Origin of the sequence: Enterobacter sp. MEB024 (assembly GCF_030209635.1) — a bacterium.
In the GTDB taxonomy this organism is placed as follows: Bacteria; Pseudomonadota; Gammaproteobacteria; order Enterobacterales; family Enterobacteriaceae; genus Enterobacter; species Enterobacter ludwigii.
In genome coordinates this window covers 129749-152830 of record NZ_JARVRQ010000003.1, presented here as the reverse complement: position 1 = coordinate 152830, position 23082 = coordinate 129749, and the positions used below count along the sequence as shown (strand labels likewise).

Genomic DNA, 23082 nt, shown 5'->3' with positions numbered 1-23082 from the left:
TCCTGAAATTAATGCGAAGGCAGACCAACGCTGGCGATCTCTTCTTCCGTTAACGGGCGATATTCGCCGGGCGCCAGCTCAGGATCGAGTTCAATTGCGCCAATACGTTCACGATGCAGACCGACAACGTGGTTACCCACCGCGGCAAACATACGCTTCACCTGATGGTAGCGCCCTTCACTGATGGTCAGACGAACCTCGGTAGGCGCGATCACTTCAAGCACGGCAGGCCGGGTCAGATCTTTTTCATTATGCAACTGAACGCCGTTGGCAAATTGTTCTGCCGTGTCATCCGCGACCGGAGACTCCAGCGTCACCCGATACGTCTTCTCACAGTGATGGCGCGGAGACGTGATACGGTGTGACCACTGCCCGTCGTCGGTCATCAGCACCAGCCCGGTGGTGTCGATATCAAGACGGCCAGCGGCATGCAGCTTGTGCGCGACCGGTTCGTCGAGGAAATAAAGCACCGTTGGATGATCCGGATCGTCCGTAGAACAGACATAGCCTTCCGGCTTATTGAGCATGAAATAGCGCGGCCCGTGCTGTTGGGTCAGCGGGTTGCCGTCATATTCAACCTGATGGTCAGGCTGGAGTTTGAACGCAGTGTCTTTCACAATGTCGCCATCCACGGTAACGCGGCTGGCGCGAATTTCACGCCCGGCAATAGCGCGGCTTACGCCGAGTTGCTGAGCGATAAACTTATCAAGTCGCATGAAATCTTTTTAGCCTTAATGGTGCTGGAAGTCGGACAACAGGTCCGAAAAAGAAGCAGTCTGGAATGGCTCAGTATAATGGTCTGGTTGCGCCACTCAAGGGAAAAAGTTTCGTGGCATACTATATGCGAAATAACTAAACCGAGACCCCATGACTTTTACACTTCGTCCTTATCAGCAGGAAGCCGTTGACGCCACTCTCGCCTGGTTTCGTAAACACCAGGCACCGGCGGCCATTGTGCTTCCGACCGGTGCTGGCAAAAGCCTGGTGATCGCCGAACTGGCGCGTCTGGCACGCGGACGCGTGCTGGTGCTGGCCCACGTCAAAGAGCTGGTGGCGCAAAACCATGCCAAGTATTGCGCGCTCGGGCTGGAAGCTGACATTTTCGCTGCCGGGCTAAAGCGTAAAGAGAGCCACGGCAAAGTGGTCTTTGGCAGCGTACAGTCGGTGGCCCGCAACCTTGATCTGTTTCGCAGTGAATTTTCGCTGCTGATTGTCGACGAGTGTCACCGCATCAGCGATGACGACGACAGCCAGTATCAGCAAATCCTCACTCACCTGAAAGAGGTGAACCCGCATCTTCGCCTGCTTGGCCTGACGGCGACCCCGTTTCGCCTGGGTAAAGGCTGGATCTATCGCTACCATTACCACGGTATGGTGCGCGGCGATGAGAAAGCGCTGTTCAGCGACTGTATCTATGAACTTCCTTTGCGCTACATGATCAAGCATGGCTACCTGACGCCGCCCGAGCGGCTGGACATGCCGGTGGTGCAGTACGATTTCAGCCGGTTACAGGCGCAGAGCAACGGGTTATTCAGCGAAGCGGAGTTGAACCAGGAGCTGAAAAAGCAAAAGCGCATTACCCCGCATATCATTAGCCAGATAGAAGAGTTCGCCACGACGCGCAAAGGGGTCATGATCTTTGCCGCCACCGTGGAGCATGCGCGAGAAATTACCGGGCTGCTGCCCGCCGAGGACGCGGCCTTAATCACCGGCGAGACGCCCGGGCCGGAGCGCGACCGCCTGATCGACGCCTTCAAAGCGCAACAATTCCGCTATCTGGTGAACGTGTCGGTGTTAACCACCGGGTTTGATGCCCCGCATGTCGATCTGATTGCCATTTTACGTCCGACCGAATCGGTCAGTCTTTATCAGCAGATTGTGGGGCGCGGCCTGCGCCTGGCGCCCGGGAAAACCGACTGTCTTATTCTGGATTACGCCGGTAACCCGCACGATCTCTACTCTCCGGAAGTCGGCACGCCAAAAGGCAAAAGCGACAACGTCCCCGTTCAGGTCTTTTGCCCTGCCTGTGGTTTTGCCAACACCTTCTGGGGTAAAACCACCGCAGACGGCACGCTGATTGAACATTTTGGCCGCCGCTGTCAGGGCTGGTTTGAAGATGACGAAGGACATCGGGAACAGTGCGATTTCCGTTTCCGCTTTAAAAACTGCCCGCAGTGCAATGCGGAAAACGATATTGCCGCTCGTCGCTGTCGCGAATGCGATACGGTTCTGGTCGATCCTGATGACATGCTAAAAGCAGCGCTGAAGTTAAAAGATGCGCTGGTGCTGCGCTGTTCCGGTATGGCACTGCAACCCGGCGCGGATGACAAAGGCGAGTGGCTGAAAATCACCTATTACGATGAAGACGGCGCAGACGTCAGCGAGCGCTTCAGGGTACATACGCCTGCCCAGCGTATGGCCTTCGAACAACTCTTTATTCGCCCGCACACCCGTACGCCCGGTGTACCGCTGCGTTGGATAACCGTGGCCGATATCGTGCGCCAGCAGGTGTTACTGCGCCACCCGGATTTTGTTGTGGCTCGTATGAAAGGACAGTTCTGGCAGGTTCGGGAAAAGGTGTTTGATTACGAAGGCCGTTTTCGTCGCGCCAACGAATTGCGCGGTTAAGGGGACTTTTCATTGATGTGAGGGGCATTTGAGTATAAAATGCCGCCCGCTTCATATCCGTGAAGCAGAACACTCACCTGCTGCTGGGTCGCCTGTAGTAGGGTTTAAAATACAGAGAGAAATCAATGTTTACTATCGAAGCAGAAGTACGTAACGTGCAGGGTAAGGGTGCGAGCCGCCGCCTGCGTAACGCTAACAAGTTCCCGGCTATCGTTTACGGTGGCGAAGCTGCTCCAGTTGCAATCGAACTGGATCACGACAAAGTGTGGAACCTGCAGAACAAACCTGAATTCTACAGCGAAGTTCTGACCATCGTTGTTGGCGGTAAAGAAGAAAAAGTGAAAGTTCAGGCTGTTCAGCGTCACGCGTTCAAGCCAAAAGTCACTCACATCGACTTCGTTCGCGCGTAATCGCAAACACGTCGAAAAAAAAGCCCCGCTTCTGCGGGGCTTTTTTTATGCCTGTTATTTCCCGCCAGAGGTGCGGCGCTGAAGCTGATCGCGCAGGTTCGGCGGCGTGCCTTTAATGGTCAGCGTATCGGTGGCCGGATCCCAGAAGATGCGTTCACCCAACAGCATGGCATCAAAGTTGATGGTCAACCCACCGCCGCTACCGGCAAATTTAGTGAGCTGTCGCAGCGTACTGCGATCCGCCGGGAAGCTCTCTTCGAGCTCATAGCCTTTATCAGCAGTAAATTCCTGGAAGCTGACTTCACTGACGCCCGCCAGCTCTTTTGACAGCGACTCCAGCTCAATCTCTTCTCCCGCCTGCAGCTGTTCGTTGCAGTAACTGTACACCTGCTGGCGCACGGTCTGACGCTCAGATTTATCGAGCTGCGCTTCGGCGGTAAAGTCGTCAACCGCCTGCAGCAGCCCTTTGTTCTGCGCTTTGGCGTTAAGACCTTCGCTGGCGCCGAGGAAGTCCATAAAGAAATCAGCCACTTTACGGCCGACGCGGCCTTTCAGGAAGGTCAGGTAGCGGGTCGATTCCGGGTTCGTTTCCCACTCGGTTAAATCGATACGCGCCACGATATCCGCATGGTTGATATCAAGATAATGGGTAGAACTGATATCCAGCTGCTCATTCACGCGCATGCTGCTTAAATTGTTCAGCACGGTGACCAGCAGATACTCTACTGCCAGGTAGCGATAGTGACAGAACAGGACGATACCGCCGTCTGCGAACGGGTATTTTGCCAGTTCGTCACGCAGACGTCCGGTGGCGGCACGGCTAAACGCCAGGAAATCCTCTTCGCCCTGACGCTGCAGACGAAGACTATCAGCCAGTTCGCTCTCTTCGCTGAACAGACCATAGGCTTTATTTTTAGCACTGTAGACGCGGTGCAACTCCGCCATCATTTCCACAACGGTCGCCGTGGGTTCCAGTAACGAATCGCGAAGCACCACTTCAAGGGTTTGCTCATCACGCTTGATAAGCTGGTGCAAGGCAATCTGGTTGATTTCCAGACTCATGATAAACTCTCCTTTTAGACCGGGCGGTATTCAACCACCACCAGGTCATGTGTGCAACAACAGATAAAAAAGGGGAAAAAAAGCTGTCGCTACGGTAATATGTTGCCCTTTCATCAACAAACTGATTTTGATTTATGCCACAACATTCCCGCTACAGTGATGAACACGTTGAACAACTGCTCAGTGAGCTGGTCAACGTACTGGAAAAACATAAAACGCCGACCGATCTCTCCCTGATGGTTTTGGGAAATATGGTCACCAACCTTATCAATACCAGCGTTGCTCCGGCTCAGCGTCAGGCGATCGCCAAATCTTTCGCCCAGGCGTTACAGTCCTCCGTCAGCGACGACCAGGCCCATTAAGGGAAACGAACAACAGTTTATGGTGACGAATCGTCAGCGCTACCGTGAAAAAGTCTCCCAGATGGTCAGCTGGGGACACTGGTTTGCCCTGTTCAACATTCTGTTAGCGTCGGTCATTGGCTGTCGTTATCTGTTTGTCGCAGACTGGCCGACAACGCTAACCGGGCGTATTTACTCCTGGATGAGCGTTGTGGGTCACTTTAGCTTTTTGGTTTTCGCCACCTATCTGCTGATCCTGTTCCCCCTGACGTTTATCGTCATGTCGCAGCGGCTCATGCGCTTCTTGTCCGCTATCCTCGCGACGGCGGGGATAACGCTGCTGCTTATCGACAGCGAAGTCTTTACCCGTTTTCACCTGCATCTCAACCCCATCGTATGGGAACTGGTGATCAACCCGGATCAAAACGAAACGGCCCGTGACTGGCAGCTGATGTTTATCAGCGTTCCGGTGATCCTGCTTATTGAGATGCTGTTTGCCACCTGGAGCTGGCAAAAACTGCGCAGCCTGACCCGGCGCCGCCATTACGCGAAGCCCGTTGCGACGCTCTTTTTCGTCTCCTTTATTAGCTCGCACATCATGTATATCTGGGCGGATGCGAACTTCTATCGCCCTATTACCATGCAGCGCGCTAACCTGCCGCTCTCTTATCCGATGACGGCTCGCCGTTTCCTCGAAAAACACGGCCTGCTGGATGCGCAGGAGTATCAGCGCCGTCTGGTCGAACAGGGTAATCCGGAAGCGGTCAGCGTTCAGTATCCGCTGAGCGAACTACGCTATCGCGATATGGGCCGCGGGCAAAACGTCCTGTTAATCACCGTCGATGGCCTGAATTATTCACGTTACGAGAAGCAGATGCCTGCTCTGGCTGATTTCGCCAGTAAGAACGTGACGTTTACACAGCATATGAGTTCCGGTAACTCGACCGACGCGGGTATCTTTGGTCTGTTCTACGGCATTTCAGCCGGATACATGGACGGCGTGCTGTCCGCCCGTATTCCTGCGGCACTGATCACCGGACTTAATCAGCAGGGTTATCAGTTAGGGCTATTCTCTTCGGATGGCTTTAACAGCGCGCTCTATCGCCAGGCGCTGCTGTCAGACTTCTCACTGCCGGCAGCACAGAGCCAGACAGATGAACAGACCGCCAGTCAGTGGATAAGCTGGCTGCAACGCTACGCCCAGGAAGATAACCGCTGGTTCTCGTGGGTTGCCTTAAACGGCACCAACCTTGAGGACACGAATCAGAAAGGCTTTGCGCGCCGCTACAGCCGCGCTGCCGGTGATGTTGATGCACAGATTGGCCGCGTGCTCGACGCGTTGCGCGAGTCTGGCAAGCTGGATAACACCGTCGTGATCGTCACGGCCGGTCATGGTATCCCGTTGGGTGACGAAACGAAGAGCATGGAGTGGTCGCGTCCAAATCTGCATGTTCCGCTGGTGATCCACTGGCCGGGAACGCCGGCGCAGCGCATCAATATGCTGACTGAACATAAAGATGTGATGACGACCCTGATGCAACGTCTGCTGCACGTCAGCACGCCAGCAAACGAGTATTCACAGGGACAGGATCTCTTCAGTGCCACCCGCCGCCATAACTGGGTGACGGCTGCCGGAGAGAGCACGCTGGTGGTAACAACGCCAGCGCTGACGCTGGTGCTGAACAATAATGGGAAGTATCAGACGTATAATCTGCAGGGTGAGCGGTTGAAAGACCAAAAACCGCAGCTGAGCCTGCTGCTGAAGGTTCTGACGGATGAGAAGCGCTTTATCGCTAACTGATTAATTATAAACCAGTTAGCAACAGATTCCCTTGCATTCAAAACGGAATCGAGTAGTATTCTTTTTATGCGTCGGCACGTAGCGCAGCCTGGTAGCGCACCGTCATGGGGTGTCGGGGGTCGGAGGTTCAAATCCTCTCGTGCCGACCAAAAATACTCTTTAAAACCAGCCACCTATGGCTGGTTTTTTTTATTGCTTAATTTCTGATGGGAATCATTACCTGTAGTTTCAGCACCTACGGTCGACACCTCCCCCTTAAAACACTCCGCCACGCTTGACGCTGTATATTTTTACAGTAAAAATACCTCCCCCACTTGAAGTTATTACGGAGGTTTTATGTTTGTTGAGTTGGTTTACGATAAGCGAAATGTTCAGGGCCTGGATGGAGCCAGAGAAATTATATTGGCCGAGCTTACGAAGCGAGTGCATAACATCTTCCCTGATGCTGAAGTGAAGGTTAAGCCTATGCAGGCTAACGGACTCAATAGCGATGCCAGCAAAAGCGATCGTGAAAAGTTGAACCGCATGCTGGAGGATATGTTTGAAGAGTCTGATATGTGGCTTACAAATGAATAAATTTCTTTGAAGCCCTCATATCGAATGTACTGGCGCGGACTTTAGCTGATAATTTTCCTTTGTGTAACACAATAACATTGGACAATCGACTTAGTGCGATAAACCAACGTCTGGAGCAGTGATGATGAAAACAGTCGAGATACTGCAATACAATTTACACAAAGGCACCGGAGCAGTTTTTCATAACGTCATGGCAGAAATTAGCGTTCCCCTTCATCAACGCCACGGCATCGATGTGGTGTCGTTTGGTCACTCTCTGCACGATCTTGATTGCTACTATCTCATTCGAGCCTTTGAAAGTATTGAAAATATGAATACAGTGCTTAATTCTTTCTACGCGAGCGCAGACTGGCGCTGCGGGCCCCGTGCGTCCATCATTGACTGCATCGAAACAAGCATTAAGACAGTAATTGATCTGCCACGAGTAAGTGTGGATGGGATACGAGTGTAAGTCCAAATCTGTTACGTCGCGATTGAGCGTTTACTGCCTTATTAGGTTTAGTTCGGCGTATTGAAACTGCCAAAACGAGTCTGAGCTACTACATATCTAACCCTACCCTGATCCCCATTGATTAACACACCGCGATGTTTGTAATGTCTTCATAAGCCACATGAGGACATCCCCAAGAAGCGTTTTTCCGACCTACATATTCTTGAAAACCAACCCTTCCGGGTTGTTTTTGTATTTCTGCAAAGGGAATTTCGTGTCATGTAACTCACTGGAAAAAAAGGGGCCCGTTTAGGACCCCTGATGCGTTACTGTTTCACTTTGGCCTTTTCCTCATTGATGACGTTTAGCGCTGCTGCGGTGCAATCACCCTGAGCGATCCTGAGCGTGCCCGCCTGTTGGCGTTGCTCCAACAATGCGGAAAGCGTGTTGTAAACTTTCGTTTCGTGGTGGGCCTGTGCATAGCCCAACGCCTCGCAGATTTGAAAATCTGACATTGCCGCAACACGTTTACCATTCCCCCCCATGAAAGGCCGGGTGCTTAATGCATCCGTTTCGGGTTGAGAAGCAATGCAACATCCTGTAGTAGTCACCGCTGCCAGAATGATTAATATCCACTGAGCCTTTTTCATCAGTAACGCTTTTTTTAAGGGTTTCACTTAAAATACTTCCCAAATTCGACATGTTGTCGCCTGATTTCTTTCAGGTTTGCCACTATTCCAGCCATACACCAGCCACTGACAACCCCCAAAAACCACCCCATCAAGAGATTGACTATCACCAGTGACCCACGTTTCTGGAGCCAGACTGCGCGCTACCACCACCAATATGATTGCCACCGCCTAAGCCGTGGGCGCTGTTGCTGTTGGCTGCATTGTTGCTGCCGTTTCCCGTTCCATGCTCATGTCGTGAGTTATTACGGCTATGATCGCTTCCCTGACGCTGAGAGACGATCAACGCGTCTACATGCGGAACTGCGATTTGCACATTCGGATCGACTTTGGCGATCTCCCCTGCGGTGGTGGTAGTGGTGACACCGTTAACCGTGATATTCACAGGCGTCCCCGGCTTCATACTGGACACAGCAACGTTAATCGAGCCCGTGTCTTTTGTTATGGCAACACTTGTAACGTTATCAGGTGCTTTCGTGGTGGCTGGAGTATGAGTAAGCGAGGGCGCAGTAACCGCCGTGCCAGCGGGTAAGGCTGGTCCTGTTGTCGCTTGCTGCATAGACACCACTGCGGCGCGGTAAGTTGTGCCTGTGATTTGTGGCGCAGCCACTGTAGACGTTTTGGTGGCGTCAGGGGGGTTAACGGCAGTTCCAGCAGGTAAGGCTGGCCCTGTTGTGACTTGCTGCATTGAAATCACAGCGTTCCGGTAAGTCGTGCCCGTAATGTGTGGCGTTTTCTGCTGCAGGAGTTGCGGCGTTCTTTGTGTTACAGGTCGCGGCGCATCGGGAGCCGTTTCAGTTGCCTGTACTGCATTAATACGATCGCCTGCAGTGCGTAAGCTGTTTTCGATGTCCCCTAAACGGGCCATATTTTCAGGTGAACGGTCGGCATTGTAAGCCTTTAATGCAGCCTGCTTATCCTCCATGGCCTGATTGGCTTCATTGCGAATCGACTGAATAGCCGTGGCTTTTTCATCCATGGTCATGAAATTAGAAGCGAAGGCGTTCACACTTCCGCATGAAAGCGCAATTATTACGGATAAAGAAATGATAGAATGGCGGTTCATTACAATAATTACCTTTAATTTATGTTAAGGGAAAACAGAAACAACAATTAACTACCCCGGCACATGTCGGGGACTTTTTTCAACAAACGAAACAAGCACTTCAAACCGCGCATAATAACGACTGTAAACGATTACACTTTTGATATTTATCAATATCCCTAATTCAAATCGTAGAAATAACAATCAACTCAGCCCCTACATTTCCCTGTTAATTCGCTTCAAAACATCTCTATTGTTATCGCAACAAATCATTTTTTTAGTGGATAACACTCAGATGGTGAATTTTTCCGGTTCATTATCCTGCATAAAAAAGTGAAATAATGTTTCAGTGCACGTGCATTGACGTAACGAAAGCATACCTCCTCTGGATAAAGCGCCCTGTCCCTGCATAGCTGGTGTGGCCCCAAGCCAGACACCGTCAGCAATGCAGAGAGGAATACATGCCCGGATTTCACGCGATAAGAGGTGTGATAATTGAACAACGTGGCGGTATAGCGGGGGGGGCTAATTACAGAGGCAGGAATTTATTGCAATTGATGACAGGGCTGGACAGCATAAATGCTGTCCAGCCCAGATTCGTACGACTAAAAAAAGAAAAGCATTTTAATAACCGTATTCTTACCGCACTTCGGCAGGCGTTTTACGCAGATAAAGCAGCGTCAGCAAACAAATCACCGCGCCGGCATAAAAGGTATATTCTGCGCCCCACAGTTCCCAGATAGCGCCGGCACCCACGCTGGCCATCAGTAACCCGACCCCGCTGACCAGACTGAAAAGACCAAACGCCGTACCGCGCAAATCCGCAGGTGCTGTTTTGGCCACCATCGCGGCCAGCAGCCCCTGAGTCATCCCCATATGCATGCCCCAGAGCGCAACGCCGACAATAATACCGGTCCAGTGGGTACTCAGGGCCAGAACAACATCAGCGGCAATCAATACGACTAGCCCCCACTGCAGAAGCCGGGTATGGCTCATACCATCAGAGAGTTTGCCAAACGGATAGGCCGAGAAAGAATAGATCACGTTCATCACCACCATCACCAGCGGGATTAAGGCCAGGGGAACGCCAGACTGTTGCGCACGGAGGACAAGAAAAGCCTCGCTAAAACGTGCCAGTGTGAATACCGCCCCCAGGCCAATGACCCACCAGCACGATTTTCCCAGCCGCGTTAAATTCTCTCTTTTGATGGGATTAGTGCGTTTATGTTCGACAGGGGTTTTCGGCTCCTTCAGGCCGAAATACAGCAGCGCAACCGAAAGAAAGCCGGGGATCAGGGCTATCCAGAAAACCGCGCGAAAATCATTGTGTAGCAGCAGCATTAACCCCACGGCCAGTAGTGGCCCCAGAAATGCGCCGGTGGTATCCATAGACTGACGCAGGCCATATGCCGCCCCACGCAGTTCCGGCGGGGTGATATCTGCGACCAGCGCATCCCGTGGAGCACCGCGGATCCCCTTCCCCGCACGATCCATCAGGCGCGCGCCTAAAACCATCCCCGAAGAGGATGCGAGGGCGAAAAAGGGTTTGCTCAGCGCACCGAGGCCATACCCGAGTAGCGCCAGCCCTTTACGCTTGCCAAGATAGTCGCTAATCGCCCCCGAAAAGACTTTGATAAAGAGAGCGGTAGCCTCCGCGAGTCCTTCAATCAGGCCGATAACCAACACGCTCGTTCCCAGCGTAGTCACCATAAACAGTGGAAGCAGGCTGTGAATACTCTCTGACGAGATGTCCATCAACATACTGACGCCACCCACTACCCAGACCCCACGAGGGATCCGGCTGAGTACCTTAAATCTGGAAAGCATCTGTAACTCCTGCTCTGAAAACAGTGGCCTGACTGCTTACAGAATAGGATACGACGGATTAAAAAACCTGAGGAAGAACAACGAGCCAATAAAAAAGCCAGCGCTCAGGCTGGCTTTTTTATCGCTGGAAAGGCGTTTAATGTTTATCACGCCCACCCAGGAAGAAAATGCCCAGCGGAATGGCAAGCAGCACGGTGAACACCAGGCTATAAACAAAGATCATCGCTGATTGCAGGACATACATGCTGGTCGTCCAGGCAGAGAGAGGAATGTTGTACTGTTCAATAACGCCAACAATGGTTGCCCGCCCAACGCACGCGGCAGCAATCATAAACACAACCAGTAGCGCCAACAGGAACTTGCGGCCTTCAGGTGTTTTCAGTTTTGCACGTACCATCTCTCTCTTCCCTTCACAGATGAATAACATTATGTGGCGCTTAAAATAACACGATCTGCCGCCAGACTCCAATGCAGTACAAACAACCACTCATTTCGCATGAATAGAGTTTTATACGCTGCCAATATTGAAAATGTAAGTAAATTACACTAACCATTCACGAACATTATGTTAACCTGTGCCTGATAGTTTGACATAAAGGAATGACTGTGAAAAAAGCACCTCAATTTGCCATTGCCCTGATTGCCGCCGCATGCGTTAGCACCAGCGCTTTCGCCAGCGACACCCCTAAAGCGCAGCCTCTGGAAAAAGTAGCGCCTTATCCGCAAGCGGAAAAAGGGATGAAGCGTCAGGTCATTCAGTTACCCGCTCAGCAGGATGAAGCGAATTTCAAAGTGGAACTGTTAATTGGCCAGACGCTGGAAGTGGACTGCAACCAGCACCGTCTGGGCGGTCAGCTGGAAAGCAAAACCCTGGAAGGTTGGGGCTACGACTATTACGTCTTTGATAAAGTGACGTCTCCGGTTTCGACCATGATGGCCTGCCCGGATGGCAAGAAAGAGAAGAAATTTGTTACCGCGTATCTGGGTGACAACAGTCTGCTGCGCTATAACAGCAAGCTGCCAATCGTCGTTTATACGCCTGCAAACGTGGAAGTGAAATATCGCGTGTGGAAGGCGGAAGAAGAGACGGGCACCGCAGAAGTCCGTTAAGGATAAGCCGGGTGGCGATTACGCCTGACCCGGCCATGATACTGTGCGGTTTAATAAGCCGGGTAAGCGCTAACGCTACCCGGCTTTTTCACATCAGAGTGCGATATCCGCGACCGGTTTGTTTTCCGCCTGAGGCTTCAGCTCTGCCTTCGGTGCTGCGTCAGCAGCAGCTTGCGGCTTCACATATTGCAGCTGCAGAACGCGGCTGGTGTATTCCAGTTCCTGTTCCGTCGCGTCAACGTTACCGTTCAGCTTAGTGCCGTAAGAAGGAATAATGGTTTTCAGTTTTGCCTGCCATTCCGGGCTGGCAACTTTGTCTTTAAACACTTTTTCCATCAGATGCAGCATGATTGGCGCAGCGGTAGAAGCCCCCGGTGACGCACCCAGCAGCGCAGCAACGGTGCCTTCTTTGTCACTGACCACTTCGGTACCCAGACGCAGTACACCGCCCTCTTTCGGATCGCGTTTGATGATCTGCACACGCTGACCCGCCTGCCATAAACGCCAGTCTTCTTTCTTCGCCTGCGGATAGTACTCTTTCAGCGCCTCAAAGCGTTCATCGTCAGAGAGCATCACCTGGCTAATCAGGTATTTCACCAGATCGAAGTTATCCAGACCGACGTCCATCATTGGCTTAACGTTAGAGGTGGTGGTCGCACTCAGCAGGTCCCAGAGGGAACCGTTTTTCAGGAACTTCGTGGAGAAGGTCGCGAATGGCCCGAATAGCACCACACGTTTACCGTCAAGCACGCGGGTGTCGATGTGCGGAACGGACATGGGTGGCGCACCAACGGAAGCCTGACCGTAGACTTTTGCCAGGTGACGATTCACCACTTCCGGGTTTTCAGACACCAGGAACTGACCGCCCACCGGGAAGCCTGCGTAATCGTCAGCTTCCGGAATACCGGTTTCCTGCAGCAGTTTCAGCGCCGCGCCGCCCGCACCAATAAAGACAAACTTCGCCTTGATGACGTGCTCTTCTTCATTGTGTTTCAGATCGGCAACGGTCACGCTCCAGCTGTTATCCGCATTGCGCTTGAAACCACGCACTTCGGTGCTGAGCTGCAGATTAAAGTTCTCTTTTTTCTGCAGGGAACCTACCAGCTGGCGGGTAATTTCGCCGTAGTTCACGTCAGTACCAATTTCAGTACGGGTCGCGGCGACTTTCTGGTTCGGGTCACGACCTTCCATGACCAGCGGAGCCCACTCTTTAATCTGCGCGTGATCTTCGGAGTATTTCATGCCGCGGAACAGCGTGCTCTGCTGCAGAGCCGCATAGCGCGCACGCAGGAAGTTAACGTTCTGCTCGCCCCACACAAAGCTCATGTGCGGCACGGTGTTGATGAAGGAGTGCGGATCGTGCATTACGCCGCTGTTCACCTGGTGAGACCAGAACTGGCGAGAAATCTGGAATGCTTCGTTGATCTCAACCGCCTTCTCGATACTAATGGAACCGTCCTTTTTCTGCGGTGTGTAGTTCAGTTCCATGAGTGCCGAATGGCCCGTACCGGCGTTGTTCCAGCCGTTCGAGCTCTCCTGCGCCACGCCATCGAGGCGCTCGACCATGGTCATAGACCAGTCTGGCTGCAGTTCTTGCAGATAGGTTCCCAGCGTGGCGCTCATAATACCGCCACCAATTAAAAGGACGTCCGTTTCCTGCTCTTTTGGCGTGTCAGCTTTTGCCGCCATTGAGACGGTATTCAGCCCCACGGCCAGAGACAAGAGCATGGCAGTCATTTTTTTCATAATTTATGCCTTAGTGTAAAAGTGCGTGATGCGTGGAAATTGCAGGTGAAAAAAGCTGCGCGGGAACGGTAACAACTTTTAAATGGTGTTTAAAGGTTAAGAAATTATTGTAATTGTGAAATTTAATGATGGATTGTTTGTGAGGGATTACCTATGCGGCTGGCAAAAGGCGGCTTTTCTGGCTAGTATGTTGCGTTTTGTGATCGCGCGCACGGAAGCCTGCCCTAACCTGCGAAGTGTTATGTCATTACCCGATTCTTCTTTACCCCATGAAGGCCATGTCGCCTCGGTGTTACGCTCTCCCCGGCTGCTGATGCGTGAAACGCTGGCAGGCGTGATTACTGCCCTGGCGCTTATTCCTGAAGTGATTTCGTTTTCTGTCGTCGCAGGGGTTGATCCTAAAGTCAGCCTGATTGCTTCCGTGGTGCTGTGTCTTGCCCTGTCCGTGCTCGGAGGCCGCCCGGCAATGGTCACGGCGGCAGCGGGTTCCGTGGCGCTGGTGATTGGCCCGATGGTGCATCAGCATGGCGTGCAGTACATTTTGCCGGCCGTTCTGCTGGCCGGGGCGATCCAGATCCTCTTCGGCGTGCTCGGCATGGCGCGACTGATGCGCTTTATTCCGCAGTCGGTGATGACCGGGTTTGTTAACGCGCTCGGTATTTTGATCTTCTTCGCCCAGGTTCCCCATTTCTGGAGCCGAAGCCCGCTGATTGTGGGCCTGTTCGTGCTGACGCTGCTGATCGTCCTCTGGGTGCCCCGCTATATCAAAAGTATCCCCGCGCCGCTTATTGCCATTGTGGTGTTAACCCTGTTTACCGTGACCACCGGGCAAATCCTGCCGACCGTGGGTGACGAAGGCACCATGAGCGGTGGCCTGCCCGGGCTGACGCAGCTGCTTGTCCCGCTGAACACCGATACGCTGAGCATTATCTGGCCATGCGCATTAAGCATTGCGTTTGTGGGTCTGCTGGAGTCGCTGCTGACGGCAAAATTGGTGGATGAGCTGACGGCGAGCCCGTCCGGCAAGCGCCGCGAAAGCATTGGTCTGGGCATCGGTAACATTCTGGCCGGCTGGTATGGCGGTATCGCAGGCTGCGCCATGATTGGTCAAACCATCGTCAACGTGGAGATGGGCAAAGGCCGCAGCCGCATTTCCACTGTTGCGGCCGGTCTGGTGCTTCTGGTGCTGGTGACGGCGCTGAGTGAAGTGATGGCCCGCATCCCGATGGCCGTGCTGGCCGGGATTATGGCGATTGTCGCCGTCAAAACCTTCAGCTGGCATAGCCTGCAGCCCGCGACGGTGAAAAATGCCCCCCTTGCGGAAACGGTCGTGATGCTGGTGACCGTTGCAGCCACGGTATCAACCGGTAACCTGGCCATTGGCGTGCTGGGCGGGATTATCGTGATGGCACTCCTTCCCGCCCGAATTAAGCGTCGGGTTAAAGAAGAAAAAGCGTTGCCAGCCCAAGAAAAATAAAGAAGCCGCCCGTATCGGTGATGGCAGTGATCATGACGCTCGACCCCACTGCGGGGTCGCGCCCGAGTTTTGTCATCGTCAACGGGATGATGACGCCCATCATCGACGCAACCAGCAGGTTCAGCACCATCGCCAGCATCATCACGCCGCCTAATGCCATATCGTCGTACAGCCACCAGGTAATGCCGCCCATAATTCCGCCCCACACCAGGCCATTAATCAGCGCCACGCCCATCTCTCTGAAGATCAGGAAGGCAAAGTTACCCGGCTGAATGTTCTCCAGCGCCAGCGCGCGAACAATCATGGTGATGGTCTGGTTGCCGGTGTTGCCGCCTATCCCGGCCACAATCGGCATCAGCGAGGCTAACGCGACCAGCTGCGAAATGGTGTGTTCGAAGCCATCAATCACGCGGGAGGCGATAAACGCGGTACAGAGGTTAATGGCAAGCCAGGCCCAGCGGGTTTTGACCGCCTTGCCCACGGAGGCATGGACGTCATCTTCGGCGCTGATCCCACCAAGCGCACGCAGATCGTTATCGGTCTCTTCGTAGACCACGTCAACGATCTCATCGATTGTCAGACGTCCCATCAGCTTGCCGACCGAGTCCACGACCGCCGCACTCACGAGGTCGTCACGTTCGAAGGTACGCGCGGCTTTTTCCGCGTCATCCTCCGGCGAGAAGACCATCGGCTCGTTTTCCATGACCTCGCTCACCCGCCGCTGAGTGCTGTTGAGCAGGATCGTTTTCAGCTCCAGCTCACCAAGCAAGGTTTTATCCCGCGAGGTCACGAACAGTTTATCGGTGTTGTCGGGCATACTGCCCAGGCGGCGTAAATAGCGCTGCACCGTGCCGAGCGTGACGTCCGGGCGCACCGTGATGACGCCAAACTCCATAATTGCGCCAACGCTGTGTTTATCGTAGTGCATCACCTGGCGCACGCGCGCCCGCTCATCGGCAGGCAACGAGGCGAGCAGTCGGCCGGTCAGGTTACGCGGCAGGTGTTGAACAAGGTAAATCTGCTCGTCGATATCCAGCGTTTGCAGGGCATCAAGAATATCCCGGTCGCTCATCTCATCGATAAGATCATCCCAGACGTTTTCCGACGCCTCCAGCAGCACCTGCCCGCGCTCGTGATCCTGCACCAGACGCCACAGGGCGTGACGCTCTTCCGAGGGAAGTGCTTCGAGGGTATCCGCCAGGTCGGGCGGAGGCAAATGGGCAACCAGTGCACCTACCTCAGCAATATCGTCGGCTAAAGTGCCGACATCATATTGCTCAGCCAGGGTCAGTTTTCCCAGTAACGCAGAAGTGACCGCTTTATCGGTCGTGAGAAGCCAGATGAGACGCGCACGTTCCTGGTCACGCTGCCGGGCGCTGTTTTTCTTTAATACCGACATCAATCATAAATCCATGAAATGAGATGGCATTAAGCATAGCGCGGGGATATGTAAATAAGAATAAACAACGGGACGGGATGCATAAAAAAGCGGCACATCGGCCGCGATTTTATCCCCTCTCCCGGTCGGAGAGGGTCAGACGAGACATCAGGCCGTGCGTGCTACCGCATCACGAGACGCCGCATCGCGCTCCTCGCCGGTCAACTCGCTGAGCTTGCCGTCGCGCATCTCCAGCAGACGGTCGGCATGAATGAAGTAGTGATCGTCATGGCTGATGGCGAAAATAGTTTTGCCCATCGCCTTCATCAACGGCAGTAACACCTGATAAAACTCGCGGCGGAAATGCGGGTCCTGGTCTGCCGCCCATTCATCAAGCAGGATGATGTCGCGCTCTTCAGCCAGTGCCAGCAGCAGCGCCACGCGCTTTTTCTGCCCCTTCGAGAGTTTCAGGTTCAGGATTTTACCGTCCTGAAGCTCAAGCTTATGGGACATCTGCAGTTGCCCAAGCCATTTCTCCACCAGCGCAGGGTTAGCCTGCTGCCCTTCCGGCCCCAGGAGGTGATCAAAGAGCCAGACATCGGTGAAGACCGCCGAGAAGAGCTTGCGATAATCCTCGGGTTTCTCCGCGCTCAGCGCTTTACCATCCAGCAAAATCTCGCCCGATTGCGGCTGATATAAGCCGGTGAGCAGCATCGCCAGCGTGGATTTCCCGCTACCGTTACCGCCAATCAGGAACAGCAGCTCGCCGCGATGAATCGTCAGGTTTACCGGTCCGACGGAAAAAGCGTTGTCCTGATAGCGGAACATGACGTTACGCAGCTCCAGGGTTTGCCAGTTCGGGAAGGCCTGCGGGCGTGGGAATTCGGCTTTAAACGGTGCGAGATCGAATTTATTGAGCTTGTTAAACGCCACCTGAGCGCTCAGCAACGTTGGCAATGCGCCCACGGCGGAGAGGAGCGGTGTACGCAAAAACAGCAGCGTCAGTGAATAGGTCGCCGCGACGTTGGTATCCGCCCATCCCAGACTGTTCGCCATCCAGAAGACCAGACCAATGGCGCCCAACATCATAATGTTCGACCAGTTCACCGCGCTCAGGTGGAAGGTATCGGCGCGAATGATGTGATGCCGGTATTCGCGGGCATCGGGAATATAGAGATGGTTAAAGATATGCTCGGCACGCTCGCGATTCAGGGTCAGCTCTTTACGCCCTTCCAGCACGGTCTGGTAATCGTTATAGAGCTTATCCTCGGTTTCACGCAGCACCGCCATGTGTTTATAGACGCGCGACACCAGCAGAAAACCGCCCCAGATGGTGATAACAATCCACAGCGCAGTGACCGCCAGCATTTTTGTGGAGAGCCAGGCGAGATACGCCGCCGAACCAAAGGTCAAAATAATGCCCTGCACCAGCTCCGGCAGACGAACGAAGGCAATGGTAATGGCGCGCACGTCGCTGGTCAGCCCTGCCAGCAGGGAGGCACTTCCAAGCTGCTCAACGCGTTCTACCTGCGTGTCCAGAATACGCTTGATAAATTCACTGCGCAGACGGAAAACGAAATGGTGTCCCAGCGCCGTCAGCGCCAGCTGCGAGCCGAGCGTCACCGCCATCAACAGCAGTAGCAGGCCAAGAAACTCCGGCAGGACGGCGAGTGAGGTATCGACCATTTCAATCAAGCGCACGTTAATAAACGCGATCAGGCCGATACCTAACGCGGCGCTGGCGAGGCTTAACGCCATGACGGCAATGAAGGGCCAGCGATACTGACGCCAGACGAGGAGAAGTAGTTGCATGCAGGCAATCCGGGCAATAAAAATCAGCCAGCAGTTTAAACTGCCGGACGGTTACATCAAGAATAATTCTTATTTTTATTGGCCACGGGATGCCTGCCGGAACGTCAGGTTAAGACGGAACTCGCCGGTCTGAGGATGTACTCCCGGTTTGAGGGGCTGAATGCCGTGATAAAAAAGCCGCGATTCCCTGCCCCAAACCACCACATCACCGTGCTCAAGCATGAGCCGTTTCAGCGGATCGTTACGGCGTAATCCGCCAAACTGGAAGACCGCGGGCAGGCCTAAGGATACCGAGACGATCGGCGCGCGCAGATCGGGTTCATCCTTGTCCTGATGCAGCGAGAGCTTTGCCCCCACGGCGTAGCGGTTAATCAGACAGGCATCCGGGCGAAAGTCGGCATAGCCCGCTTCAACGGCGGCGTCATGGCAGAGCGCCCGAAAAACGTCAGGCATCGGCGGCCATGGCTGGCCGGTTACAGGATCGCCCGGGGCATATACATAGCCCTGCGCGTTTGTCGCCCAGCCCAGTTCCCCGCAGTTCGTCATCGCCACCGACATGGTGTACCCCCCGGGTGTCACCATGTGTCGAAACGGCGAGACCGCCGCCACCTCATCGATGCCGGCAAGCAGCGCCGCCGCGCGGGAAAGCGCAAAGCGGCGCAGGATCACCGCGCCGGGCGCAAGGGGCTCCTGCCAGGGTTCCGCATCCGCAAAAAGATCGAGCATTATCCCTCCGGGTTCTTTGCCTCACGTTTCAGTAACAACGCCTTTCGTTCTGTCCCCCAGCGGTAGCCTGAAAGCGCACCGTCGTGACGAACAACACGGTGGCAGGGGATGATAACGGCCAGTTTATTTGCGGCACAGGCTCCCGCCACCGCACGGACAGCGCCTGGGCTACCGATCGTCTGCGCCACCTGGCGATAACTTGCCGTTTCACCGCGGGGAATGTCACGAAGCGCCTGCCACACACGCTGCTGGAAAGCGGTGCCCCGAATATCCAGCGGAAGTGCCAGCGGCACGGTATGGTCATCGATAGCGCTAATCACCCGCTCAATACGCCGGGCGAATTCTCCTTCCAGCGTTTCTCGCTCTGCTTTTGGAAACAGCGTCAAAAGCTCCTCGGTTAATGTCGCATCGTCGTCACCCAGCAGAATCGCGCAGATCCCGCGCTCGCTTTCACCCACCAGGCAACGGCCTAACGAACACTCACCAATCGCATAACGCACCGCCACATCCCCTTTCCGGTACTGCTTCGCCGTCATGCCCAGCGCAGCGTTGGCTTGACGATAATAGCTGCTGCTGTCAGGAAACCCGGCGGCCAGCACGGCATCGGTAATTTTGTCCCCCTGCGCAAGCGCGGTACGCAGGCGTTGTACCCGCGCCGCCTGTTGCCAGGCTTTAGGCGTCATACCGGTAACGGACTTAAACAAGCGGTGGAAGTGGAAAGGACTCATGGCGACCTGCTGCGCCAGCATTTCCAGCGTTAACGCGGGATCGCGCTCCAGCAGACGGCAGGCATGTTCAACTTTTGCCAGCGTCTGTTCCTGCGGATCGCGTTTGTCCGGCTTACAGCGTTTACACGGGCGAAACCCTGCCTGAAGGGCACGATCTACATCGGGGTAGAAGCGGACATTTTTACGTAATGCGTGGCGGGCACGGCAGGACGGACGACAGACGATCCCCGTCGTTTGCACGGCAAAGACAAACTGATCGTCAGCACGCGGATCGCGAGCCAGCACGGCCAGCCAGCGATCGTCATCGGTAGTAAAGGTCGGGTTTTTCATCATCAGCTCCTCTTACAAGCATACATACAGCGTGCCCGAGTGCCACTGATTAAAAACCCGCAACCTTGCTTTTTAATTCTTATCACTCACCAGGAAGCTGTCGAACTGCGGCGAACTCCAGGTTTTGAAGCCATCAGCCTCTTTGGTGATCATATAGACAGCCAGTCCTTCCTGGCGGACCACCTCTTTGGCTTTCTCCGGACCGAGGACCATTAACCCGGTATCCCAGGCATCGGCTTCCAGCGCGGTGGGGGCAATGACCGTCACCGAGACCAGATTATGCGCGATTGGGCGGCCGGTCTGCGGATCGATGACATGCGAAATCCGCTTCCCGTCGAGCTCATAATAGTTACGGTAGCTCCCGGAGGTGCTGATACCGTGACCGTTGATATCCACAATCGCCTGTACGGCGTTTTGCTGGTCGGTCGGTTTTTGAATCGCCACTCGCCACGGATTACCGCTGGCATTCATGCCGCGGCTGACTAACGCACCGCCCACGGACACCAGGTAACGCGAAATACCTTCCTGGGCCATCAGCGCGGCCAGATGATCTGCCGCATACCCTTCCCCTACCGTCGACAGATCGACAAACAGATCGGGAATATCTTTTTGCAGGTACTGTTGCCCGTACTGGTTGATCACCGTCAGGTGCTGCAACCCTGTCCGGGCGCGGGCGTCATCTATCGCCGCCTGGTCAGGCGTGGTGACAGGCTGCTTGTTCGGGCCAAACCCCCACAGGTTAACCAGCGGCCCCACGGTCACGTCCATCGCGCCGTTGGTCTTGTAGCCCACGCGCATTGATTCGGTCACGATATCGGCCATTGCTTCGCTCACCGGCCACAGGGAAGTGCTGGTAGAGAGGTTAAAGCGCATCAGCGCAGAGTCATTTTTGTAGGTCGAAAGAAGCTGATCGTCGGCGTCCAGCTGCGACTGAATTTTGCTGCGAAGTTCGTCAGCGCGTGTCTTATCGAGATTCATCACGCTGACACGCCAGAATGTGCCCATCGTTTTGCCTTCCAGCACCGTCGCCGCGGGAGCATCCGTTTTGGCCACAGGCGTGGAAGAGTCACATGCTGTCAGGAAAAAAAGTATAGCCAGGAAGCTGGCGCGTAAAAAAGTCATGTCCATTCATTATTATCCTCATGCCAGGGCGGCAAGAGTACACCAAAAGGGTGAATTGTAAGAACCGAAAAGGCACGAAAAAGGGGCCATAAGGCCCCCTTTGTCACACGATGAAGCGATTAGAACTGGTAAACCAGACCCAGCGCTACGATATCATCAGTACCGATACCCGCCTGACGGGTGAATTCATTTTCATCAACCAGGTTGATTTTGTAATCAACGTAGGTGGACATGTTTTTGTTGAAGTAGTAAGTCGCGCCAACATCAACATATTTCAGCAGATCCTGATCGCCGTAACCTTCGATGTCTTTACCTTTGGACTGCAGGTAAGCCACGGATGGACGCAGACCGAAGTCGAACTGGTACTGAGCAACCACTTCGAAGTTCTGTGCTTTGTTAGCAAAGCCGTAAATGTCGCTGCTGCTCTGAGAGTTACCGAAACGGGTTGCGTTATAGGTCTGAGAGTACTGCGCCGCCAGGTAGATGTTGTTGGCGTCGTATTTCAGGCCACCAGAGTAAACTTCAGCACGATCGCCTTCGCCTTTCAGCGCCAGGTTAGTGGTGTCGTTCTGGTCAGCAGTACGTTTAGAAGAAGACATCGCACCACCGATGCTGAAGCCTTCGCCCAGGTTGTAGGTCACAGACGCGCCGTAACCGTCACCGTTCTGTTTCAGGGTGCTACGACCGGAATCGTTTTCACCGCTTACGCTGCCGTTTTTACCCTGATACTGCAGAGCAAAGTTCAGGCCATCAACCAGACCGAAGAAGTCCTGGTTACGGTAGGTTGCTACGCCGTTAGCACGGGATTGCAGGAAGTTGTCTGCACCGTAGGTGTCGCCGCCAAATTCTGGCAAAACGTCAGTCCAGGATGTTACGTCGTAGATCACACCGTAGTTACGACCATAATCGAAAGAACCCGCGTCAGCGAATTTCAGACCCGCGAACGCTACACGCGTCCAGGACTGGTTGTCGCTTTCAGAGGTGTTGCCCTGAATCTGGTATTCCCACTGGCCGTAACCGGTCAGCTGATCGTTAACCTGGGTTTCGCCTTTGAAGCCAAGACGCATGTAAGTCTGGTCGCCATCATTGCTCTTGTCGTCAGAGAAATAGTGCAGACCATCAACTTTGCCGTACAGATCTAATTTGTTGCCATCTTTGTTATAAATTTCAGCCGCATTTGCTGCGCCTGCCACCAGCAGAGCTGGTACCAGGAGGGACAGTACTTTAACTTTCATTTTATTAACCCTCTGTTATATGCCTTATAATTGCCACTGCTTACTGATTAACCCTCATTAACCAGTCGGCAATTTCATTCTCCGCAAAATTACAGAATAATCCAACGGGAATATGATACGAAAACTTTGAAAATGTTTCATTTCACGATAAACATGTTTCAAAATGTAAATATCAAGGAACTTTTACAAAGCACAGAGAGCTTAAGAATTTAGCACTTATCATCAAGCGAAAAGAAAAAACATTTAAATTCAGTAAACTACATTAAAAATATTTACAGCACTGAATGACAAAACAAGATCGGCCGTTATCTCTAAAATAACTCTCGCTATCATCATTAACTTTATTTATTACCGTCATTCAGATTTGAATGTCTGTTTATCCCTAATTCTACCGAATGCCTGGCATTCGGTTTTTTTTTACCTTTCTTTACGTAGCATGCGTTTTTTTTGTGCTACCGCACTGAAATTGTAACGACTATTAACTAAATTCGTTTCCTCTCTCCTCGAGAACCGCGTCATTACTGCAAATCTCAATTTCTTGTTAATTCGTGCTATTTACCGGTATGTATCGGTTTTTATTTGTACACGTTCACTCGCTTTGTACATGTT

General features: G+C 53.5%; 21 protein-coding genes and 1 tRNA gene. 9 read left to right on the top strand and 13 right to left on the bottom strand.

Annotation, left to right across the window (positions count from 1 at the left end):
• Positions 1 to 8 precede the first annotated feature (8 nt).
• Positions 9 to 716: a 16S rRNA pseudouridine(516) synthase RsuA gene (rsuA, locus tag QRN24_RS06960; RefSeq protein WP_014170938.1), complete on the bottom strand. Its 708-nt coding sequence runs from the start codon at positions 714 to 716 to the stop codon at positions 9 to 11.
• Between the two features lie 151 nt (positions 717 to 867).
• Here rsuA and radD point away from each other — a divergent pair, with 151 nt between their 5' ends.
• Together radD and rplY are read left to right on the top strand one after the other, a co-directional pair.
• Positions 868 to 2628 carry a DNA repair helicase RadD gene (gene radD, locus QRN24_RS06955; RefSeq protein WP_078774625.1) on the top strand — a complete coding sequence of 587 codons (1761 nt, stop codon included), beginning with the start codon at positions 868 to 870 and terminating at the stop codon, positions 2626 to 2628.
• Between the two features lie 125 nt (positions 2629 to 2753).
• A complete protein-coding gene (gene rplY, locus QRN24_RS06950; protein ID WP_014170941.1) occupies positions 2754 to 3038 on the top strand; it encodes a 50S ribosomal protein L25 in 285 nt (94 codons plus the stop codon).
• Between the two features lie 54 nt (positions 3039 to 3092).
• Here rplY and yejK read toward each other — a convergent pair whose 3' ends face one another.
• A complete protein-coding gene (gene yejK / locus QRN24_RS06945; RefSeq protein WP_014170942.1) occupies positions 3093 to 4100 on the bottom strand; it encodes a nucleoid-associated protein YejK in 1008 nt (335 codons plus the stop codon).
• Positions 4101 to 4234: 134 nt separating this feature from the next.
• Here yejK and QRN24_RS06940 point away from each other — a divergent pair, with 134 nt between their 5' ends.
• The 5 genes from QRN24_RS06940 to QRN24_RS06920 all read left to right on the top strand — a co-directional run bounded on the left by QRN24_RS06940 (position 4235) and on the right by QRN24_RS06920 (position 7269).
• A complete protein-coding gene (locus QRN24_RS06940; protein WP_001135586.1) occupies positions 4235 to 4462 on the top strand; it encodes a YejL family protein in 228 nt (75 codons plus the stop codon).
• Between the two features lie 19 nt (positions 4463 to 4481).
• Positions 4482 to 6242, top strand: coding sequence for an LPS biosynthesis-modulating metalloenzyme YejM (yejM, locus tag QRN24_RS06935; RefSeq protein WP_284942532.1), 1761 nt, complete (start codon positions 4482 to 4484; stop codon positions 6240 to 6242).
• A gap of 72 nt (positions 6243 to 6314) precedes the next feature.
• Positions 6315 to 6391: transfer RNA gene (locus QRN24_RS06930), tRNA-Pro, on the top strand.
• A 187-nt stretch (positions 6392 to 6578) separates the two neighbouring features.
• Positions 6579 to 6818, top strand: a complete 240-nt coding sequence (locus QRN24_RS06925) for a DinI family protein (RefSeq protein ID WP_014170944.1) — start codon at positions 6579 to 6581, stop codon at positions 6816 to 6818.
• A gap of 124 nt (positions 6819 to 6942) precedes the next feature.
• Positions 6943 to 7269, top strand: coding sequence for an NIPSNAP family protein (locus QRN24_RS06920; protein ID WP_284942634.1), 327 nt, complete (start codon positions 6943 to 6945; stop codon positions 7267 to 7269).
• A 305-nt stretch (positions 7270 to 7574) separates the two neighbouring features.
• Here the strand turns inward: QRN24_RS06920 and QRN24_RS06915 are convergent, their stop codons facing one another.
• The 4 genes from QRN24_RS06915 to QRN24_RS06900 all read right to left on the bottom strand — a co-directional run bounded on the left by QRN24_RS06915 (position 7575) and on the right by QRN24_RS06900 (position 11206).
• On the bottom strand, positions 7575 to 7925 hold the full coding sequence (locus tag QRN24_RS06915) for a hypothetical protein (protein ID WP_025203612.1): 351 nt from the start codon (positions 7923 to 7925) through the stop codon (positions 7575 to 7577).
• Between the two features lie 118 nt (positions 7926 to 8043).
• The gene (locus QRN24_RS06910; protein ID WP_284942530.1) at positions 8044 to 9003 is read right to left on the bottom strand and encodes a RodZ family helix-turn-helix domain-containing protein; all 960 of its coding nucleotides are present in this window, start codon (positions 9001 to 9003) and stop codon (positions 8044 to 8046) included.
• Between the two features lie 618 nt (positions 9004 to 9621).
• The gene (locus QRN24_RS06905; RefSeq protein WP_063214738.1) at positions 9622 to 10809 is read right to left on the bottom strand and encodes an MFS transporter; all 1188 of its coding nucleotides are present in this window, start codon (positions 10807 to 10809) and stop codon (positions 9622 to 9624) included.
• Positions 10810 to 10945: 136 nt separating this feature from the next.
• Positions 10946 to 11206, bottom strand: coding sequence for a DUF2534 family protein (locus tag QRN24_RS06900; RefSeq protein ID WP_010433451.1), 261 nt, complete (start codon positions 11204 to 11206; stop codon positions 10946 to 10948).
• Between the two features lie 209 nt (positions 11207 to 11415).
• Between QRN24_RS06900 and eco the strand changes: the two genes are divergently transcribed.
• Positions 11416 to 11919, top strand: a complete 504-nt coding sequence (eco, locus tag QRN24_RS06895; RefSeq protein ID WP_040018015.1) for a serine protease inhibitor ecotin — start codon at positions 11416 to 11418, stop codon at positions 11917 to 11919.
• A 93-nt stretch (positions 11920 to 12012) separates the two neighbouring features.
• On the opposite strand, the gene mqo is transcribed toward eco, so the two are convergent.
• Complete coding sequence (gene mqo, locus QRN24_RS06890) at positions 12013 to 13665, bottom strand: malate dehydrogenase (quinone) (protein WP_138014043.1); 1653 nt, start codon at positions 13663 to 13665, stop codon at positions 12013 to 12015.
• Positions 13666 to 13852: 187 nt separating this feature from the next.
• On the opposite strand from mqo, the gene QRN24_RS06885 reads away from it, so the two are divergent.
• Positions 13853 to 15142 carry a SulP family inorganic anion transporter gene (locus tag QRN24_RS06885; protein WP_047742943.1) on the top strand — a complete coding sequence of 430 codons (1290 nt, stop codon included), beginning with the start codon at positions 13853 to 13855 and terminating at the stop codon, positions 15140 to 15142.
• Here QRN24_RS06885 and mgtE read toward each other — a convergent pair.
• The 6 genes from mgtE to QRN24_RS06855 form a co-directional block, all read right to left on the bottom strand.
• Positions 15105 to 16541, bottom strand: a complete 1437-nt coding sequence (gene mgtE / locus QRN24_RS06880; protein ID WP_020883169.1) for a magnesium transporter — start codon at positions 16539 to 16541, stop codon at positions 15105 to 15107. The two genes, QRN24_RS06885 and mgtE, sit on opposite strands and share 38 nt — an antisense overlap.
• A 147-nt stretch (positions 16542 to 16688) precedes the next feature.
• On the bottom strand, positions 16689 to 18332 hold the full coding sequence (locus QRN24_RS06875; protein WP_014170954.1) for a multidrug ABC transporter permease/ATP-binding protein: 1644 nt from the start codon (positions 18330 to 18332) through the stop codon (positions 16689 to 16691).
• Positions 18333 to 18407: 75 nt separating this feature from the next.
• A complete protein-coding gene (alkB, locus tag QRN24_RS06870) occupies positions 18408 to 19058 on the bottom strand; it encodes a DNA oxidative demethylase AlkB (RefSeq protein WP_020883168.1) in 651 nt (216 codons plus the stop codon).
• Positions 19058 to 20116, bottom strand: coding sequence for a bifunctional DNA-binding transcriptional regulator/O6-methylguanine-DNA methyltransferase Ada (ada, locus tag QRN24_RS06865; RefSeq protein WP_284942529.1), 1059 nt, complete (start codon positions 20114 to 20116; stop codon positions 19058 to 19060). The genes alkB and ada overlap by 1 nt, the downstream gene beginning before the upstream one ends.
• 72 nt (positions 20117 to 20188) lie before the next feature.
• The gene (gene apbE, locus QRN24_RS06860) at positions 20189 to 21244 is read right to left on the bottom strand and encodes an FAD:protein FMN transferase ApbE (RefSeq protein WP_014170957.1); all 1056 of its coding nucleotides are present in this window, start codon (positions 21242 to 21244) and stop codon (positions 20189 to 20191) included.
• Between the two features lie 113 nt (positions 21245 to 21357).
• Positions 21358 to 22473: a porin OmpC gene (locus QRN24_RS06855; RefSeq protein WP_014170959.1), complete on the bottom strand. Its 1116-nt coding sequence runs from the start codon at positions 22471 to 22473 to the stop codon at positions 21358 to 21360.
• Positions 22474 to 23082 lie beyond the last annotated feature (609 nt).

Coding starts and splice junctions, on each gene's coding strand:
- rsuA (WP_014170938.1), bottom strand. CDS start 716: ATGCGACTTGATAAGTTTATCGCTCAGCAACTCGGCGTAAGCCGCGCT.
- radD (WP_078774625.1), top strand. CDS start 868: ATGACTTTTACACTTCGTCCTTATCAGCAGGAAGCCGTTGACGCCACT.
- rplY (WP_014170941.1), top strand. CDS start 2,754: ATGTTTACTATCGAAGCAGAAGTACGTAACGTGCAGGGTAAGGGTGCG.
- yejK (WP_014170942.1), bottom strand. CDS start 4,100: ATGAGTCTGGAAATCAACCAGATTGCCTTGCACCAGCTTATCAAGCGT.
- QRN24_RS06940 (WP_001135586.1), top strand. CDS start 4,235: ATGCCACAACATTCCCGCTACAGTGATGAACACGTTGAACAACTGCTC.
- yejM (WP_284942532.1), top strand. CDS start 4,482: ATGGTGACGAATCGTCAGCGCTACCGTGAAAAAGTCTCCCAGATGGTC.
- QRN24_RS06925 (WP_014170944.1), top strand. CDS start 6,579: ATGTTTGTTGAGTTGGTTTACGATAAGCGAAATGTTCAGGGCCTGGAT.
- QRN24_RS06920 (WP_284942634.1), top strand. CDS start 6,943: ATGAAAACAGTCGAGATACTGCAATACAATTTACACAAAGGCACCGGA.
- QRN24_RS06910 (WP_284942530.1), bottom strand. CDS start 9,003: ATGAACCGCCATTCTATCATTTCTTTATCCGTAATAATTGCGCTTTCA.
- QRN24_RS06905 (WP_063214738.1), bottom strand. CDS start 10,809: ATGCTTTCCAGATTTAAGGTACTCAGCCGGATCCCTCGTGGGGTCTGG.
- QRN24_RS06900 (WP_010433451.1), bottom strand. CDS start 11,206: ATGGTACGTGCAAAACTGAAAACACCTGAAGGCCGCAAGTTCCTGTTG.
- mqo (WP_138014043.1), bottom strand. CDS start 13,665: ATGAAAAAAATGACTGCCATGCTCTTGTCTCTGGCCGTGGGGCTGAAT.
- QRN24_RS06885 (WP_047742943.1), top strand. CDS start 13,853: ATGTTGCGTTTTGTGATCGCGCGCACGGAAGCCTGCCCTAACCTGCGA.
- mgtE (WP_020883169.1), bottom strand. CDS start 16,541: ATGTCGGTATTAAAGAAAAACAGCGCCCGGCAGCGTGACCAGGAACGT.
- QRN24_RS06875 (WP_014170954.1), bottom strand. CDS start 18,332: ATGCAACTACTTCTCCTCGTCTGGCGTCAGTATCGCTGGCCCTTCATT.
- alkB (WP_020883168.1), bottom strand. CDS start 19,058: ATGCTCGATCTTTTTGCGGATGCGGAACCCTGGCAGGAGCCCCTTGCG.
- ada (WP_284942529.1), bottom strand. CDS start 20,116: ATGAAAAACCCGACCTTTACTACCGATGACGATCGCTGGCTGGCCGTG.
- apbE (WP_014170957.1), bottom strand. CDS start 21,244: ATGGACATGACTTTTTTACGCGCCAGCTTCCTGGCTATACTTTTTTTC.
- QRN24_RS06855 (WP_014170959.1), bottom strand. CDS start 22,473: ATGAAAGTTAAAGTACTGTCCCTCCTGGTACCAGCTCTGCTGGTGGCA.